The organism is Bradyrhizobium sp. (assembly GCF_035484855.1).
GTDB lineage: Bacteria > Pseudomonadota > Alphaproteobacteria > Rhizobiales > Xanthobacteraceae > Bradyrhizobium.
Map to the genome: position 1 here is coordinate 75,820 of NZ_DATHOP010000214.1, position 13,696 is coordinate 89,515.

Genomic DNA, 13,696 nt, shown 5'->3' on the forward strand with positions numbered 1-13,696 from the left:
ACCCGTCCGATGAACGCACATCAGAAGATCATCTTTTCCTGCAGCCCGACCAGCAACCCCGTCGGCTCCGATGCGCGGGCGAAGCTATTGAAGGATCCGGGCTTCGGCCGGGTCTTCACCGATCACATGGCGGTGGTCCGCTACGATTCTGCAAAGGGCTGGCATGGCGCGCGCATCGAGTCCCGCGCCAATTTCCCGCTCGATCCGGCGACCGCCGTGCTGCACTACGCGCAGGAGATTTTCGAGGGGCTGAAGGCCTACACGCGCGACGATGGCGGGGTGAACCTGTTCCGCCCCGACGCCAATGCAAGGCGCTTTCGGGATTCGGCCGAGCGCATGGCGATGGCGCCGCTGCCCGAGGCGGTCTTCATCGAAGCTGTCGAGCAGATCGTGCGCATCGACCGCGCCTGGATCCCGGGCGGCGAGGGCAGTCTCTATTTGCGGCCCTTCATGATCGCGAGCGAAGTCTTCCTCGGCGTGAAGCCTTCGGCCGAATACATCTTCGCCGTCATCGCTTCCCCGGTCGGCTCTTATTTCAAGGGCGGACCCGCGCCGGTGTCGATCTGGGTGTCGGAGAACTACACACGCGCCGCGATCGGCGGCACCGGCGCCGTCAAATGCGGCGGCAATTACGCCGCCAGCCTGCGCGCGCAGGCCGAGGCCATCGAGCACGGCTGCGACCAGGTGGTGTTCGTCGATGCGGTGGAGCGCCGCTACATCGAGGAACTCGGCGGCATGAACATCTTCTTCGTGTTCGACGACGGTTCGCTCTCGACGCCGCCGCTCGGCACCATCCTGCCGGGCATCACGCGGGATTCGATCATCGCGCTCACCAGGGATGCTGGCACGGTCGTGCGCGAGGAGCCCTACACGATCGAGCAATGGCGCAAGGACGCCGCCAGCGGCAGGCTGAAAGAGGCTTTCGCCTGCGGCACCGCGGCCGTGATCTCGCCGATCGGCAAGGTGTGTTCCGTCAACGGCGATTTCCTGATCAGCGGCGGCGCCGCCGGCCCCGTCGCCATGGGAATGCGCAAGCAACTGGTCGACATCCAGTACGGCCGCGCCGCCGATCCGCACAACTGGATCAGACAGGTTTTGTGACCGGCTGCCGTCAACCGCGTCAGGATGACGAACGACGAACGCTCGAGCCTTGCAACCTTGGGGTGATTGGTATGGTGGCTAAATTTCTGACGGAAGACGATCCGCCGGTCATTGACTTTCGTGCGGCCGATGCCGAGATGAACGCTGCGATCGCCCATGCCCGCGACACGCTTCCGACCTTCTGGGCTTCCTACGATGCGCCGAAGCCGACAGAGTCAGGACATTGCCTGAAAGTTCGTTTTGCCAGTGATGGCTACGTCGAGCATATCTGGATGGCCGACGTGGAGAGGCTTCCGGATGGCAATTATTCCGGCCGGTTCTCCAACGAGCCGAATAATCTGCCGGGCAACATCGGCGATCAGGCCGAATTCGAACAGGCCGATATCTCCGACTGGATGTTCATGCGGAATGAAAAGATCGTCGGCGGAGAGACCATCAAGCTGCTGCTGAAATCGATGCCGAAAGAAGACGCCGATGCCATGCGCGCGCTGATGGAGCAGCCGCCACATTGAACCGGGTTGCCGCTTGGCGTCCCGGCTGATACCAACGCGCGCACCATGTCCGACAAACCGAAAAAGCCGCAAAAACTGAAGGCGCGCCTGCCGCGCGGGCTGGAAGACCGTGGCCCGGCCGCGATCAACGCGACGCGGCAGATGGTAGAAAAAATCCGCGCCGTCTACGAGCGCTACGGCTTTGAGCCGGTGGAAACGCCGGCGTTCGAGTATACCGACGCACTGGGAAAATTCCTGCCCGACCAGGACCGGCCCAACGAGGGCGTGTTCTCGTTCCAGGACGACGACGAGCAGTGGATTTCGCTGCGCTACGATTTGACCGCGCCGCTGGCGCGCTATGTCGCGGAGAGATACGGAACGGAAAACTTGGTTCTACCGTATCGCAGTTATCGTCACGGTTGGGTATTTCGCAACGAAAAGCCGGGGCCCGGCCGCTTTCGCCAGTTTATGCAATTCGACGCCGATACAGTTGGGACAGCCGTCTCGGGCCCCTCAGCCGCCGCTGCCGATGCTGAGATGTGCATGATGGCTGCAGAAACTTTGGAGGCTCTGGGGATTGCGAAGGGCTCATATGTTGTGAAGCTGAACAGCCGGAAAGTTCTCGACGGTGTTCTGGAAACAATTGGGCTTGGGGGCGATGAGAACTCAGCGCGCAGGCTGACTGTGCTCCGAGCTGTTGACAAAGCGGATAAGTTCGAATGGTCGGAGGTCGAAAAGCTTCTTGGGCCAGGGCGAAAAGATGAAAGTGGGGATTTTACTAAAGGAGCAGGGTTAGATACGGATCAAATCGAAGCAATTCGTCAGGCTCTACGATTCAACATTGAATTTGAGCAAATGCCCGATGGTGCTTGGCGTGAGCACATAGACGGCCAATTACCAAAAAAGTATCTTGGTATGGAGGGTGAAGGTCTCATGAGAGTTGGTCTGTCCGAACTTGGTGAGATTATCAAAATCGTGAGGGCGGCAGGTTACGACAACGATCAAATTCGTGTTGATTCTTCAGTTGTTCGCGGTCTCGAATACTATACCGGCGCAGTCTATGAAGTTGAACTGTTACTTGAGACAAAAGACGAGAAGGGCCGTCTCGTGCGATTCGGCTCGGTCGGCGGTGGTGGGCGTTATGATGGGCTGGTTTCGCGCTTTCGTGGCGAGCTAGTGCCCGCGACCGGCTTTTCAATTGGCGTGTCGCGACTGCAAGCTGCATTGAGCATGTTGGGCAAACTGAATCAGCAGCCCGAAGTGGGCCCAGTCGTGGTCACGATATTCGATAAGGAGCGCACGGCCGACTACCAGAAGATGGTTACTCGACTTCGCAAGGCTGGCATCCGCGCCGAACTCTATCTTGGCAATCCTAAGAACATGGGTAATCAGCTCAAATATGCTGATCGCCGAAACGCGCCATGTGTAATTATCCAAGGATCGGATGAACTGAATGATCCCGAAGGACCCCAGGTAATTGTCAAAGATTTGTGGGTCGGCTCTACTGTAACCGACGTGGAAGAAACTCGGGACCGATATTTGCAGACACAGCGACTGATCCAGAAGAGAGTGCCTGTCTTGCAGCTTGTTGACGCGGTCGAAGAAACCTTGGGCTGGCATGGAATAGGGCCACGAGGTCCTGGCCCCGCATAGGGTGCGATGGCCATTCTTCCAAAGACGCGGCGTCCGGGCTTGTCCCGGCCATCTACGTCTTGTTTGATAGCGGAAGTCGTAGATGGCCGGGACAAGCCCGGCCATGACGAGGCAAAAAAGGGAGTGACGAACAATGCCTGAAATCACCATCAGCATGGCCGCCGGCCGCACCGATGAGCAGAAGGCCGGCATGATGCGCGACATCACCAAGGCGCTGGTGACGAACCTCGGCATCGATGCCGACGCGGTCGTGATCCAGATCAACGAGGCGCCGCTCGCCCACAAGATGAAGGGCGGCAAGACCTTCGTGGAACGCGCGGCGAAGAAGTAGCTCGCTCGTCGTCCCGGCGAAGGCCGGGACCCATAATCACCGGCGTTGGTTGTTTTGCGAGGCGTCGGCCATCGCGTCTCAACGCGACATCACGCGGTATGGGTCCCGGCCCCCCGTGCGCAATTGCGCACTAGGCCGGGACGACGACATTTCGGATCATCCCATGGACGCCCGCGATGTCATCAAGGTCGGCATGAGCGCCGAGCGCACCCTGATCGTGCCGCCGGAGCGCACGGTCGGGCATTTCGTCAAGCATATGCCGATGGTCTATGCGACGCCGATGATGATCCTGGAAATGGAGATGACCTCGGGCGACGCCATCAACCGGTATCTCGCACCCGGCTGGGTCACGGTCGGCACCGAGGTCGATATCCGCCATCTCGCCGCAACTCCCGTAGGCGCCACCGTGCGCACCACCGCGAAAGTGATCGCGGTGGAGCGCCGCGTGATCCGTTTCGAGGTGGAAGCCTTCGACGACAAGCGCCGCATCGGCGAAGGCCGCCACGCGCGCGGGCTGGTCAATGTCGAGGCATTCACGAAGCGGCTGGGGGCGGGGTAGGGCAGAGCGATCGCCCCCAACTCGTCATGCGCGGGCTTGACCCGCGCATCCATCTTTCGTCAAAAGAGTCTTGTGAAGAGGGATGGATTGCCGGGTCAAGCCCGGCAATGACGACATAGGGCTACTTCGCCAATTCCCGCGACCGCTTCGTCGCGGCCGCAACCGCGCGGATCAGCAGCGACTGCATTCCGTCCGGCCCCATCAGCACTTCCAGCGCCGCCGCCGTGGTGCCGCCGGGCGAGGTGACGTTCTGCCGCAGCACGGCTGACGCAAATTCCGAGCGATGCAGCAATTCGCCGGAGCCGGCCACGGTTTCGCGCGCAAGCTTTGTCGCAAGCGCTTCCGGCAGGCCGGCCTCAACGCCGGCGCACGCCAGTTCCTCGGCGAGCAGGAAGACATAGGCCGGTCCCGAGCCGGAAACCGCGGTCACCGCGTCCATCAATTTCTCGTCATCGACCCATTCGACCGAGCCGGTGGCGCGGAGCAGCGCATCGGCCACCGCGCGCTGGCCTGCGCTGACGCTGCCGGCCGCGACCGCGACCGTGATGCCGCGGCCGATTGCGGCCGGCGTGTTCGGCATCGCCCGCACCACGCTGCCGCCGCAGACGTCCGAAATCGAGGCGATCGTCATGCCCGCCATGATCGAGACCACGAGCGTCGACGGTGCGGCGAACGGCTTTAGCGCGGAGCCCGCTTCGCGAAACGATTGCGGCTTCAGCGCCACCACCAGCGTCGCCGCGGCGCCGACCTCTTTCGCCGATGGATTGAGACGAATGCCTTTCGCCGCCAGCGCGCGGATGTCGTCGGAGGGATACGGCTCGATCAGCGCGACCTGCTTCGGATCAAGCCCGCCCGCGAGCCACCCCGTCAGCATCGCCCCGCCCATCTTCCCCGCGCCGGCAAGCACGATGGGGCCTTTGATTTGCGCGAGCGGCTGAGTAGCGTTCATTTCGATATCTCGGAACGGAATTCTCCCGACAACATATTCGTCATGGCCGGGCTTGTCCCGGCCATCCACGTCTTTCTTTGCTCATTTGAAGCAAGACGTGGATGCCCGGGACAAGCCCGGGCATGACGACTTCGGGGTGTCGCGAAGACTCAAGCCTCACCCTCGGTATCGAACATCGCCGCGCTCATCGCTTCGCCTGCGCTCTTGCCGGCCCAGACCACGAACTGGAATGCCGGATAATAGCGCTCGCAGGCGTGGATCGCGCCGACCAGCATGCTTTCGCATTGCGCGGTGGAGGCGGTGATGCCGCCCGGCAGCACCAGCGCCTGGCGGTGCATGATCATGCCGGTGTGAGTCCAGATGTCGAAATGCCCGATCCACAATTGTTCGTTGATCGCGGCGATCAGCCGCTGCACCTCTGGCCGGCGCGGGCCGGGAATCTTCATGTCGAAGGCGCAGGCCAGATGCAGCGCCTCGATCTCGTTCATCCAGGTGAAGGACAATTGATAATCGGTCCAGTCGCCCTTGGAGACGATCGTCACCTCGTCCTCGCCGGAACGTTCGAACGACCAGTTGTTATCGACGGCGATGTCCTCGACCACCGCGAGCGGATTGTTCCGGGAATCGATGATGCCTTCGAGCAGGGACATGCCGTCTCGACCTTACTTTCGCTAGTTCAGATACGATGGTGGTTACGCACGTCAGCCCGCTGTCGCGCCGCTGCCAGTTGCAGTCCCGATCAGGTTGCCCCGGGGCCTGCCGGGATCAACTGATGTGATTTGCGGAATCGGCGCAACGGCAGGCCGAGTCCATCCACAGCAAACCAGCTGTTAAATTTCGATCGTCCACAACTGATCGTGCGTTAACTTTTTCGCTTACGAGAACAAACCGGAATCAGAGTGGTTCGGCTCCGGTTCCGGCCCGATTCGCACCTTCGATTGGGCTGCCGAAAGGGTTAATTTTTCCTTAACCCGGGCCCGCCGCGGAAACCCCGGCAGCGGCCCCGCCGGCATGGGGACATGCTGATTCGCCATAGCGAAGGTCCTTGCTGGCACCGCCTGGCTTCGCCATAATTGACCTCAGGCCGCTCATTCCGGGCGGCCGATGTTCTCAGGGCGGGGTGTAATTCCCCACCGGCGGTAAGGGTGGACGAGACCCAAGCCCGCGAGCGCCTTCCGCTCCATCGATTTTTGGCGAGGAAGGGTTAGCAGATTCGGTGCGATTCCGAAGCCGACGGTTAAAGTCCGGATGAAAGAGAACGGTCGCGGCAGCCGCATTCGTGCGCGGCTAACGTTGTTCCGTATGCCCTGATTCTGGTCCTGAAAGAGGAAAGCCATGAATCAGATGTTGCAAGATGCTCCCGAAGCACAAGAACCCACCGAAGCCAAACGCTCCCCCGACATCGTCGATCGCCCGCCGGCGCCGGCGCACCCGCGATTTGCAAAACCGCAGCGGGTCGCCTTCGTGCAGTCGTCCTGGCACCGCGAGGTGGTCGAGCAATGCCGCATCGCCTTCCTCGACGAGATCGAGGCGCGCCACATCGATCGCGCGCGGGTCGATCTGTTCGAGGTGCCGGGCTCGTTCGAAATCCCGCTGCACGCGCAGATCCTCGCCAAGACGCGCCGCTACACCGCGATCGTCGCGGCCGGCCTCGTGGTCGATGGCGGCATCTACCGTCACGAATTCGTCGCCGACACCGTGATCAAGGCGCTGATGGACGTGCAGCTGAAGACCGAGGTGCCGGTTTTCTCCGCGGTGCTGACGCCGCAGCAATTCCACGAGAGTTCGGCCCATGTCGAATTCTTCCGCAAGCATTTTGCCACCAAGGGCGTCGAGGTCGCGGAAGCCTGCGCCAACACGCTGCTCAGCCTGGAACGCCTGCGCGGCCAGGTCGCCGCGGGGATCGTGTAGCGAGCAGGCGCAGCGCTTTACCTCTCCCCGCCCTTTTGCGGGGAGAGGTCGAAATTCGCGGCCGCGAATTTCGGGTGAGGGGCATGGCACCGTGCCAGACCCATCGCCACTATTTCCGGATCGACAGCCCCTCACCCAACCCTCTCCCCGCGAAGAGCGGGGAGAGGGTTTGTCGCCACGGCGCGCGCGCCAGCGCGCGCCCGGTTGCAGCGCTGCGACATTTCGCGGAAACCGTCATATTTACGGGCAATTAGCTTTATCCCCGCATAATTCCTGACATGGAACGGGTCCAGGACATCACGGCATCTCGTTGGCCCGTCTGGGTCAATGCCACCGGCTTGCTGATCGCGAGTTTTATCGGGGTGGCCGCGCTGTCGCTGCAGGCGCGGCCCGGCGCCGAGATCGTGGCCGTGGCCTTTCCGCCCTGGTGGGGCGCGCAGCAGGTCTTCACGGCAGCTGCTTCCGCCAACGCCGCCATTGTCCGGATCACCGCCATCCCATCGATTCTGGTGGTGCAGCCGGACCGCAGCAATGGATTGCAGCGCCTGCAAGAGGCTGGCGCGTGGCTTACCCTCGACCCGCAGGCGATCGCCGCCTGCCTCACAAGATAACCCGGAAGGAATTTGGCATGGCCGTCGAGAGCAAGGATCTCGAAGCGTTGCGCGACACCACGAGCAAGGCGCTGGTCGCGCTGCTCTGGGTGCATCTTGCGATCGCGATCGCCATCGCAATGGCGCGCGGCGCCAGCTGGCTGTGGCCGGCGGTGTTCACGGCGGTCTTCGCCGCCGCCGCGACCTTGTCATGGCGCATGACCGGCAACGGACTATCAACGCGCCTGACCTTTGCCGTCGCGCTGATGGGTGGCGTCTCGGTGTTTGTCTATCAGCTGTCGGGGCATCCCTGGCAGAGCGACGCGCACATGTATTTCTTTGCGGCGCTGGCGTGCCTGGTCGCCTATTGCGACTATCGGCCGATCGTGATCGGCACCGTGGCCGTCGCGCTCCACCATCTCGTCCTGAACTTCCTGCTGCCCGCGGCGGTCTTTCCGGGCGAGGCGGGTGTCGAGCGCGTGGTGCTGCACGCCGTCATCCTGGGGACGGAAGCGGTGGTATTGATCTGGCTGGCGCGCAAGCTCTCGCAGCTGTTCGAGGCCACCGCCAGGCAGGCCGCCGAGGTGGAAGCCGCTCACGCGGCCGAGGCGCAGACCGAGGCCGACCGGATCGAGGCCGAGCGCCGCGCCAAGCAGGATCGCGACGCCGCGCGGCGCGACATGGCGTCCGACTTCGAGCGCAAGGTCGGCCGTATCGTCAAGGCCGTTGCGGTCGCCGCCGGCGAGATGCAGGCGATCTCGGCGTCGATGAGCCGCAGCAGCGAGGAAACGGCGCGGCAAGCGGCTGCGGCGGCGACGGCGTCGTCGCAGGCGTCGAGCAGCGTCGGAACCGTCGCATCGGCCACGGAAGAACTGACGGCCTCGATCGGCGAGATCGGCAAACAGGTAAGCCGCTCGGCGGAAATCGCGGAAAAAGCCGCCACTGAGGCGCGCCGTACCAACGTCGTCGTCGAAGGGCTGGCAGCCGGCACCCAGAAAATCGGCGAGGTGGTGACGCTGATCCAGAGCATCGCCAGCCAGACCAACCTGCTGGCGCTGAATGCGACGATCGAAGCCGCGCGCGCAGGCGAACACGGCCGGGGATTTGCCGTGGTTGCGAGCGAAGTGAAGGCGCTGGCCAACCAGACGGCAAAGGCGACGGAAGAAATTTCCGCGCAAATCCAGGACATCCAGAGCGCGACCGGAGAGGCCGTGACCGCGATCCAGACCTTCGTCGGCACCATCGCGGAGATCAACGAGATTTCCGGCGCGATCGCCAGCGCCGTGGATCAGCAGAATGGCGCGACGCGCGAGATTGCCGGCAATGTGCAGCAGGCCGCAACCGGCACCACTGAAGTGAGAGACAACATCCTTGGGGTCACAAAGGCGGCAGACGAGGCCGGCGCCGCGGCGTCCAAATTGCTGGAAGCCTCCTGCGGATTGTCGTCGCAGTCCGAACAGCTGAAGGTCGAGGTCGACGGCTTCCTCGGATCGATCCAGGCCGCGTAGCCGGTGCGGACCACGTTCGCGGACGAGCGGCGTGTCGGCTTACCTCTCCCCGTCCTTTACGGGGAGAGGTCGAAATTCGAGTGCAACTCGAATTTCGGGTGAGGGGCATGGCACCATGCCTGATCATCACCACTATTTCCGGATCGACAGCCCCTCACCCCAGCCCTCTCCCCGCAAGAGCGGGGAGAGGGAGAAGAGGCTCGATTGTCATTTCCACCGCCGCCGATAAACTCAGGCGCGGGAGGCGGCATTCCCGTGGAGACGGGCGGCCGAAACGATCATGTTCGAAGGACACGATCCCTATCTCGTCGCGCTCTCGGTGGTGATCGCGAGCCTGGGAGGTTACACCGGCTTCGGTCTGGCGGCGCGGATTCGCGGCACGCCGGGCGTGAGCCGGCGTGTCCTGCTGGCGGGCGCCGCCTCCTTCCTCGCCATCGGCATCTGGACCATGCATTTCGTCGGCATGCTGGCGGCGCCGATTCCATCAGATGCCGTCTATCTGGTGCTGCCCACCATCGTCTCGTTTTTGATCTGCGCGCTAGTGGTCGGCGTCTCCTTGTTCTTCCTCAGCATCGGCGAACCGTCGCAGCGGCGGGTTATCTCGTCGGCGGTCTTGCTCGGGGTCGGGATCGCCAGCATGCACTATGTCGGGATTCATGGGCTCGAAGGCCATTTCGCGATCCAGCACGACACCGCGATGGTCGTGCTGTCGATCTTCATCGCCATCGCTGCCGCCTATGGGGGCTTGCGCGCGTTTCTTGCGCGCCAGGACGGCATCCGGCTGATCGCCAGTTCGATCGCCTTCGGCATCGCGGTATCCGGCATGCATTACACCGCGATGTACGGCATGCATTTCGTTCCGCCGTCGGAGGCCGCGCATCACCATATCGGCGCCGGGGGCTTGGCCGCCTCGCCGCAAATGCTCTCGATCGTGGTCGCCGTGCTCTGTTTTGTCATCGCCGCGGGCTTTTTGCTGTCGCTGGTGCCCGATCCGCGCCGGCAGCCAGCCCCGGCGGCCCCAGCGACGCCCGAGCCGGCCGCCGCGCCGTTGCTGGAGGCGATCGCAAGCCCCTTTCCCCGCGTGATGTCGGCGCCGCTCGGCGGCCTCGGCCGGCCGCCGCGCCCGGCGCCCGTGGTCAGGTTGCCGATCGAAGGCGCCGATGGCACCCATTTCATCGATACCGCCGATGTCAGGAGCGTGCGGGCCGACGCTCACTATACAAGAGTGCATGACGGCACCCGCGAGCGGATGTGCCCGTGGTCGATCTCGGAGGCCGAGGCGCAGCTCGATCCCGGCCTGTTCGTCCGCGTCCACCGCAGCCACATCGTGGCGATCCCGCACGTCACTTTCGTCCGCAAGGAAGGCGACGGCGCCGTGATCGAACTCGACGGTCCCTCGCCGCATCGCGTCCCCGTCAGCCGCGCCAAGATCGCCGAGGTCAAGGCAAGGCTGGGGCTGGCGAAACGCAATCATCACGTTTGAGGCCCGCATAAGCGCTCTCTCATCCGTCATCCCCGCGTAACGGCTTCGCCGTTATCGCTGGAGGTGCTCGCCTCTTCGGCGAGCCTCGAAGGATGAACGGCCCGTGCCGCAGCAGCCGGGCCGTCGCCCTTCGAGGCTCGCTCAGCGGTGCAAGCGCACCCCTGAGCTCGCACCTCCAGCGATAACGGCGAAGCCGTTACGCGGGGGTGACGGGACTGAAAGACTAGGTCTCAACCCCTGACGCATTTCGTGCGCGGCTGTCCGCCATTCGTGCGAATTTTCTCCGCCCGTGACCAAGCGGCCGCCGCCGCCTTGCCCGCGCAAATTTCCGGGAACAGCCTCCGCACAACCAAAAGCACCCACGGAGGAGACCATGATTCCTGGCCCGTTCAGCTATCACCGGCCGGCGACGCTGGCCGATGCGGTGAAACTGCTCACCGATCTCGGCGAAGAGGCCCGGCCGCTGGCCGGCGGCCACAGCCTGGTGCCGATGATGAAGCTTAGGCTCGCCACCCCGGAGCATCTGGTCGACCTGCACGGCATCGACGGCCTCAAGGGCATCCGCCGCGACGGCAACAAAATCGTGATCGGCGCGATGACCACCCAGCACGAACTGCTGGCCTCCGACGAAATCGCCAAATCGCTGCCGATTTTGCATGAAACCGCGCTCCTGATCGCCGATCCGCAGGTGCGCTACCGCGGTACCATCGGCGGCAATGTCGCCAATGGCGATCCCGGCAACGACATGCCGGCGCTGATGATGACGTTGGGCGCGAGCTACCGGCTCGAAGGCAAATCCGGCGCCCGCGACGTCGCAGCGAGGGAGTTCTATCAGGGCGCCTATTTCACCGCGCTCGAGCCGGGCGAAATCCTGACCGCGATTTCAGTTCCCGCACCCGCGGCCGGCCACGGCTACGCCTACGAGAAGCTGAAGCGGAAAGTCGGCGATTACGCCACCGCGGCCGCCGCCGTCGTGCTGACCATGGCGGGCGGCAAGGTCGCCTCCTGCGCCATCGGCCTCACCAACCTGCACGAAACGCCGCTGCTGGCGACCGAAGCCGCGAAGATCGTGACCGGCACCAGCCTCGACGCCGCGACGCTGAAAAAGGCCGCGGCTGCTGCGGTCGCGATCATGTCGCCGGCCGCGGACGCCCGCGGTCCCATCGAATACCGCAAGCATGTCGGCGGCATCATGGTGACGCGGGCGCTGACCCGCGCCGCCGGCCGCGCAAAGTAAGAGAGGAAACAACAATGGCAAAAACCCATGTGACCATGAAAGTGAACGGCGTCGAGGTCGAAGGCCTCGTCGAACCGCGCACGCTGCTGGTGCATTTCCTTCGGGAAAATCTTTCGCTGACCGGCACCCATATCGGCTGCGAGACCACCCATTGCGGCGCCTGCACCGTCGATCTCGACGGCATGTCGGTCAAATCCTGCACGGTATTCGCGGTGCAGGCGCAGGGCTCCGACATCCTCACCATCGAGGGCGTTGCGAACGCCGATGGCTCGCTGTCGGCGCTGCAGGAAGGTTTTCGGATGATGCATGGGCTGCAATGCGGCTTTTGCACCCCCGGCATGATCGTGCGGGCGCAGCGGCTGCTGCGGGAGAACCCGCGCCCCACCGAGGAGGAAATCCGGATGGGCATCTCGGGCAATATCTGCCGCTGCACCGGCTACCAGAACATCGTCAGGGCAATCCAGTACGCCGCCGACAAGATCAACGGCGTGGAATTCAAGGAGGCCGCGGAATGAACGACCTAACTCCCACGCGGGAACAACGCGAAGCCGCGCTTGAAGGCATGGGCTGCAAGCGCAAGCGGGTCGAGGACATCCGCTTCACGCAAGGCAAGGGCAATTATGTCGACGATCTGAAATTGCCGGGCATGCTGCACGGCGATTTCGTGCGCTCGCCGCATGCCCATGCGCGGGTCAAATCGATCAATGGCGACGAGGCGCTGAAGGTGCCGGGCGTGCTCGCGGTGATTACCGCCGAGACGCTGAAGACCGTCAACCTCGCCTGGATGCCGACCTTGGCCGGCGACGTGCAGATGGTGCTCGCCGACGGCAAGGTGCTGTTCCAGGGCCAGGAGGTGGCGTTCGTGGTCGCCACCGACCGCTACGCCGCCGACGACGGCATCAACAAGGTCGTGGTCGAATACGAACCGCTGCCGGTCGTGATCGATCCGTTCAAGGCGATGGACGCCGATGCGCCCGTGCTGCGCGAGGATCTTGCCGGCAAGACCACCGGCGCGCACGGGCCGCGCAAGCATCACAACCACATCTTCGAGTGGACCGTCGGCGACAAGGATCTGACCGACGCCGCCTTCAAGAAGGCGGATGTCACGATCAAGGAGCTGATCTCCTATCAGCGCGTCCATCCGTCGCCGCTGGAAACCTGCCAGTGCGTCTGCTCCTTCGACAAGATCAGGGGCGAGCTGACGATCTGGGGCACGTTCCAGGCGCCGCATGTGATCCGCACGGTGGTGTCATTGATCGCCAAACTGCCCGAGCAGAAGATCCATGTGATCTCGCCCGACATCGGCGGCGGCTTTGGCAACAAGGTCGGCGCCTATCCCGGTTACATCTGTGCCGCGGTCGCCTCCATCGTCACCGGCAAGCCGGTGAAATGGGTCGAGGACCGCATCGAGAACCTGACCGCGACCTCGTTCGCGCGCGACTACCACATGACCACCGAGATCGCTGCGACCAAGGAAGGCAAGGTCACCGGCCTGCGCGTCCATGTGCTGGCCGATCACGGCGCGTTCGATGCCTGCGCCGACCCGTCGAAATGGCCGGCCGGCTTCTTCAACATCGTCACGGGATCCTACGACTTCCCCACCGCGCATCTGTCGGTCGACGGCATCTACACCAACAAGGCGCCGGGCGGGGTCGCCTATCGCTGCTCGTTCCGGGTGACGGAGGCCGCCTACTGCATCGAGCGCGGGATGGATATCCTGGCGCAGAAGCTGAAGATGGATCCGGCCGAACTTCGCTTGAAGAACTTTGTGAAGGCCGAGCAGTTCCCGTATCATTCGGCGCTCGGCTGGGAATATGATTCCGGCGACTACCATACCGCGATGAAGAAGATGATGGAGAGCGTCGACTATGCCGGCCTGCGCA

At 63.5% G+C, this 13,696-nt stretch carries 14 protein-coding genes and 1 riboswitch; of the genes, 12 read left to right on the forward strand and 2 right to left on the reverse strand.

The window, feature by feature from the left end; all coding sequences use genetic code 11:
• The first annotated feature begins 9 nt into the window (after window positions 1–9).
• From VK804_RS24925 to VK804_RS24945, 5 genes are all read left to right on the forward strand, one after another.
• Window positions 10–1,101: a branched-chain amino acid aminotransferase gene (locus VK804_RS24925; protein WP_325375166.1), complete on the forward strand. Its 1,092-nt coding sequence runs from the start codon at window positions 10–12 to the stop codon at window positions 1,099–1,101.
• A 65-nt stretch (window positions 1,102–1,166) separates the two neighbouring features.
• On the forward strand, window positions 1,167–1,613 hold the full coding sequence (locus VK804_RS24930) for a YegJ family protein (protein ID WP_414642840.1): 447 nt from the start codon (window positions 1,167–1,169) through the stop codon (window positions 1,611–1,613).
• Window positions 1,614–1,754: 141 nt separating this feature from the next.
• Complete coding sequence (gene hisS, locus VK804_RS24935) at window positions 1,755–3,245, forward strand: histidine--tRNA ligase (RefSeq protein WP_414642841.1); 1,491 nt, start codon at window positions 1,755–1,757, stop codon at window positions 3,243–3,245.
• Window positions 3,246–3,378: 133 nt separating this feature from the next.
• On the forward strand, window positions 3,379–3,576 hold the full coding sequence (locus VK804_RS24940; protein ID WP_325375170.1) for a tautomerase family protein: 198 nt from the start codon (window positions 3,379–3,381) through the stop codon (window positions 3,574–3,576).
• Between the two features lie 163 nt (window positions 3,577–3,739).
• Complete coding sequence (locus VK804_RS24945) at window positions 3,740–4,135, forward strand: thioesterase family protein (RefSeq protein WP_325375171.1); 396 nt, start codon at window positions 3,740–3,742, stop codon at window positions 4,133–4,135.
• Between the two features lie 121 nt (window positions 4,136–4,256).
• Here the strand turns inward: VK804_RS24945 and proC are convergent, their stop codons facing one another.
• Window positions 4,257–5,084 (reverse strand): pyrroline-5-carboxylate reductase, encoded by an 828-nt coding sequence (gene proC, locus VK804_RS24950; RefSeq protein WP_325375173.1) that lies wholly within the window; start codon window positions 5,082–5,084, stop codon window positions 4,257–4,259.
• Window positions 5,085–5,233: 149 nt separating this feature from the next.
• A complete protein-coding gene (locus VK804_RS24955; RefSeq protein ID WP_325375175.1) occupies window positions 5,234–5,734 on the reverse strand; it encodes a YbjN domain-containing protein in 501 nt (166 codons plus the stop codon).
• A 452-nt stretch (window positions 5,735–6,186) separates the two neighbouring features.
• A riboswitch (FMN riboswitch) is annotated at window positions 6,187–6,348 on the forward strand.
• Window positions 6,349–6,419: 71 nt separating this feature from the next.
• Here VK804_RS24955 and VK804_RS24960 point away from each other — a divergent pair.
• The 7 genes from VK804_RS24960 to VK804_RS24990 all read left to right on the forward strand — a co-directional run.
• Window positions 6,420–6,995, forward strand: a complete 576-nt coding sequence (locus VK804_RS24960; RefSeq protein WP_325375177.1) for a 6,7-dimethyl-8-ribityllumazine synthase — start codon at window positions 6,420–6,422, stop codon at window positions 6,993–6,995.
• A 278-nt stretch (window positions 6,996–7,273) separates the two neighbouring features.
• Window positions 7,274–7,606 carry a hypothetical protein gene (locus tag VK804_RS24965; protein WP_325375179.1) on the forward strand — a complete coding sequence of 111 codons (333 nt, stop codon included), beginning with the start codon at window positions 7,274–7,276 and terminating at the stop codon, window positions 7,604–7,606.
• A gap of 17 nt (window positions 7,607–7,623) precedes the next feature.
• A complete protein-coding gene (locus tag VK804_RS24970; protein ID WP_325375181.1) occupies window positions 7,624–9,093 on the forward strand; it encodes a methyl-accepting chemotaxis protein in 1,470 nt (489 codons plus the stop codon).
• A gap of 280 nt (window positions 9,094–9,373) precedes the next feature.
• Window positions 9,374–10,576 carry an MHYT domain-containing protein gene (locus VK804_RS24975; protein ID WP_325375183.1) on the forward strand — a complete coding sequence of 401 codons (1,203 nt, stop codon included), beginning with the start codon at window positions 9,374–9,376 and terminating at the stop codon, window positions 10,574–10,576.
• 373 nt (window positions 10,577–10,949) lie between these two features.
• Window positions 10,950–11,813: a xanthine dehydrogenase family protein subunit M gene (locus VK804_RS24980; RefSeq protein ID WP_325375185.1), complete on the forward strand. Its 864-nt coding sequence runs from the start codon at window positions 10,950–10,952 to the stop codon at window positions 11,811–11,813.
• A 14-nt stretch (window positions 11,814–11,827) separates the two neighbouring features.
• Window positions 11,828–12,328, forward strand: coding sequence for a (2Fe-2S)-binding protein (locus VK804_RS24985; protein ID WP_325375187.1), 501 nt, complete (start codon window positions 11,828–11,830; stop codon window positions 12,326–12,328).
• On the forward strand, window positions 12,325–13,696 hold a 1,372-nt coding region (locus tag VK804_RS24990), incomplete at its 3' end, for a molybdopterin cofactor-binding domain-containing protein (RefSeq protein ID WP_325375189.1). The genes VK804_RS24985 and VK804_RS24990, both read left to right, overlap by 4 nt.

Coding starts and splice junctions, on each gene's coding strand:
- VK804_RS24925 (WP_325375166.1), top strand. CDS start 10: ATGAACGCACATCAGAAGATCATCTTTTCCTGCAGCCCGACCAGCAAC.
- hisS (WP_414642841.1), top strand. CDS start 1,755: ATGGTAGAAAAAATCCGCGCCGTCTACGAGCGCTACGGCTTTGAGCCG.
- VK804_RS24940 (WP_325375170.1), top strand. CDS start 3,379: ATGCCTGAAATCACCATCAGCATGGCCGCCGGCCGCACCGATGAGCAG.
- VK804_RS24945 (WP_325375171.1), top strand. CDS start 3,740: ATGGACGCCCGCGATGTCATCAAGGTCGGCATGAGCGCCGAGCGCACC.
- proC (WP_325375173.1), bottom strand. CDS start 5,084: ATGAACGCTACTCAGCCGCTCGCGCAAATCAAAGGCCCCATCGTGCTT.
- VK804_RS24955 (WP_325375175.1), bottom strand. CDS start 5,734: ATGTCCCTGCTCGAAGGCATCATCGATTCCCGGAACAATCCGCTCGCG.
- VK804_RS24960 (WP_325375177.1), top strand. CDS start 6,420: ATGAATCAGATGTTGCAAGATGCTCCCGAAGCACAAGAACCCACCGAA.
- VK804_RS24965 (WP_325375179.1), top strand. CDS start 7,274: ATGGAACGGGTCCAGGACATCACGGCATCTCGTTGGCCCGTCTGGGTC.
- VK804_RS24970 (WP_325375181.1), top strand. CDS start 7,624: ATGGCCGTCGAGAGCAAGGATCTCGAAGCGTTGCGCGACACCACGAGC.
- VK804_RS24975 (WP_325375183.1), top strand. CDS start 9,374: ATGTTCGAAGGACACGATCCCTATCTCGTCGCGCTCTCGGTGGTGATC.
- VK804_RS24980 (WP_325375185.1), top strand. CDS start 10,950: ATGATTCCTGGCCCGTTCAGCTATCACCGGCCGGCGACGCTGGCCGAT.
- VK804_RS24985 (WP_325375187.1), top strand. CDS start 11,828: ATGGCAAAAACCCATGTGACCATGAAAGTGAACGGCGTCGAGGTCGAA.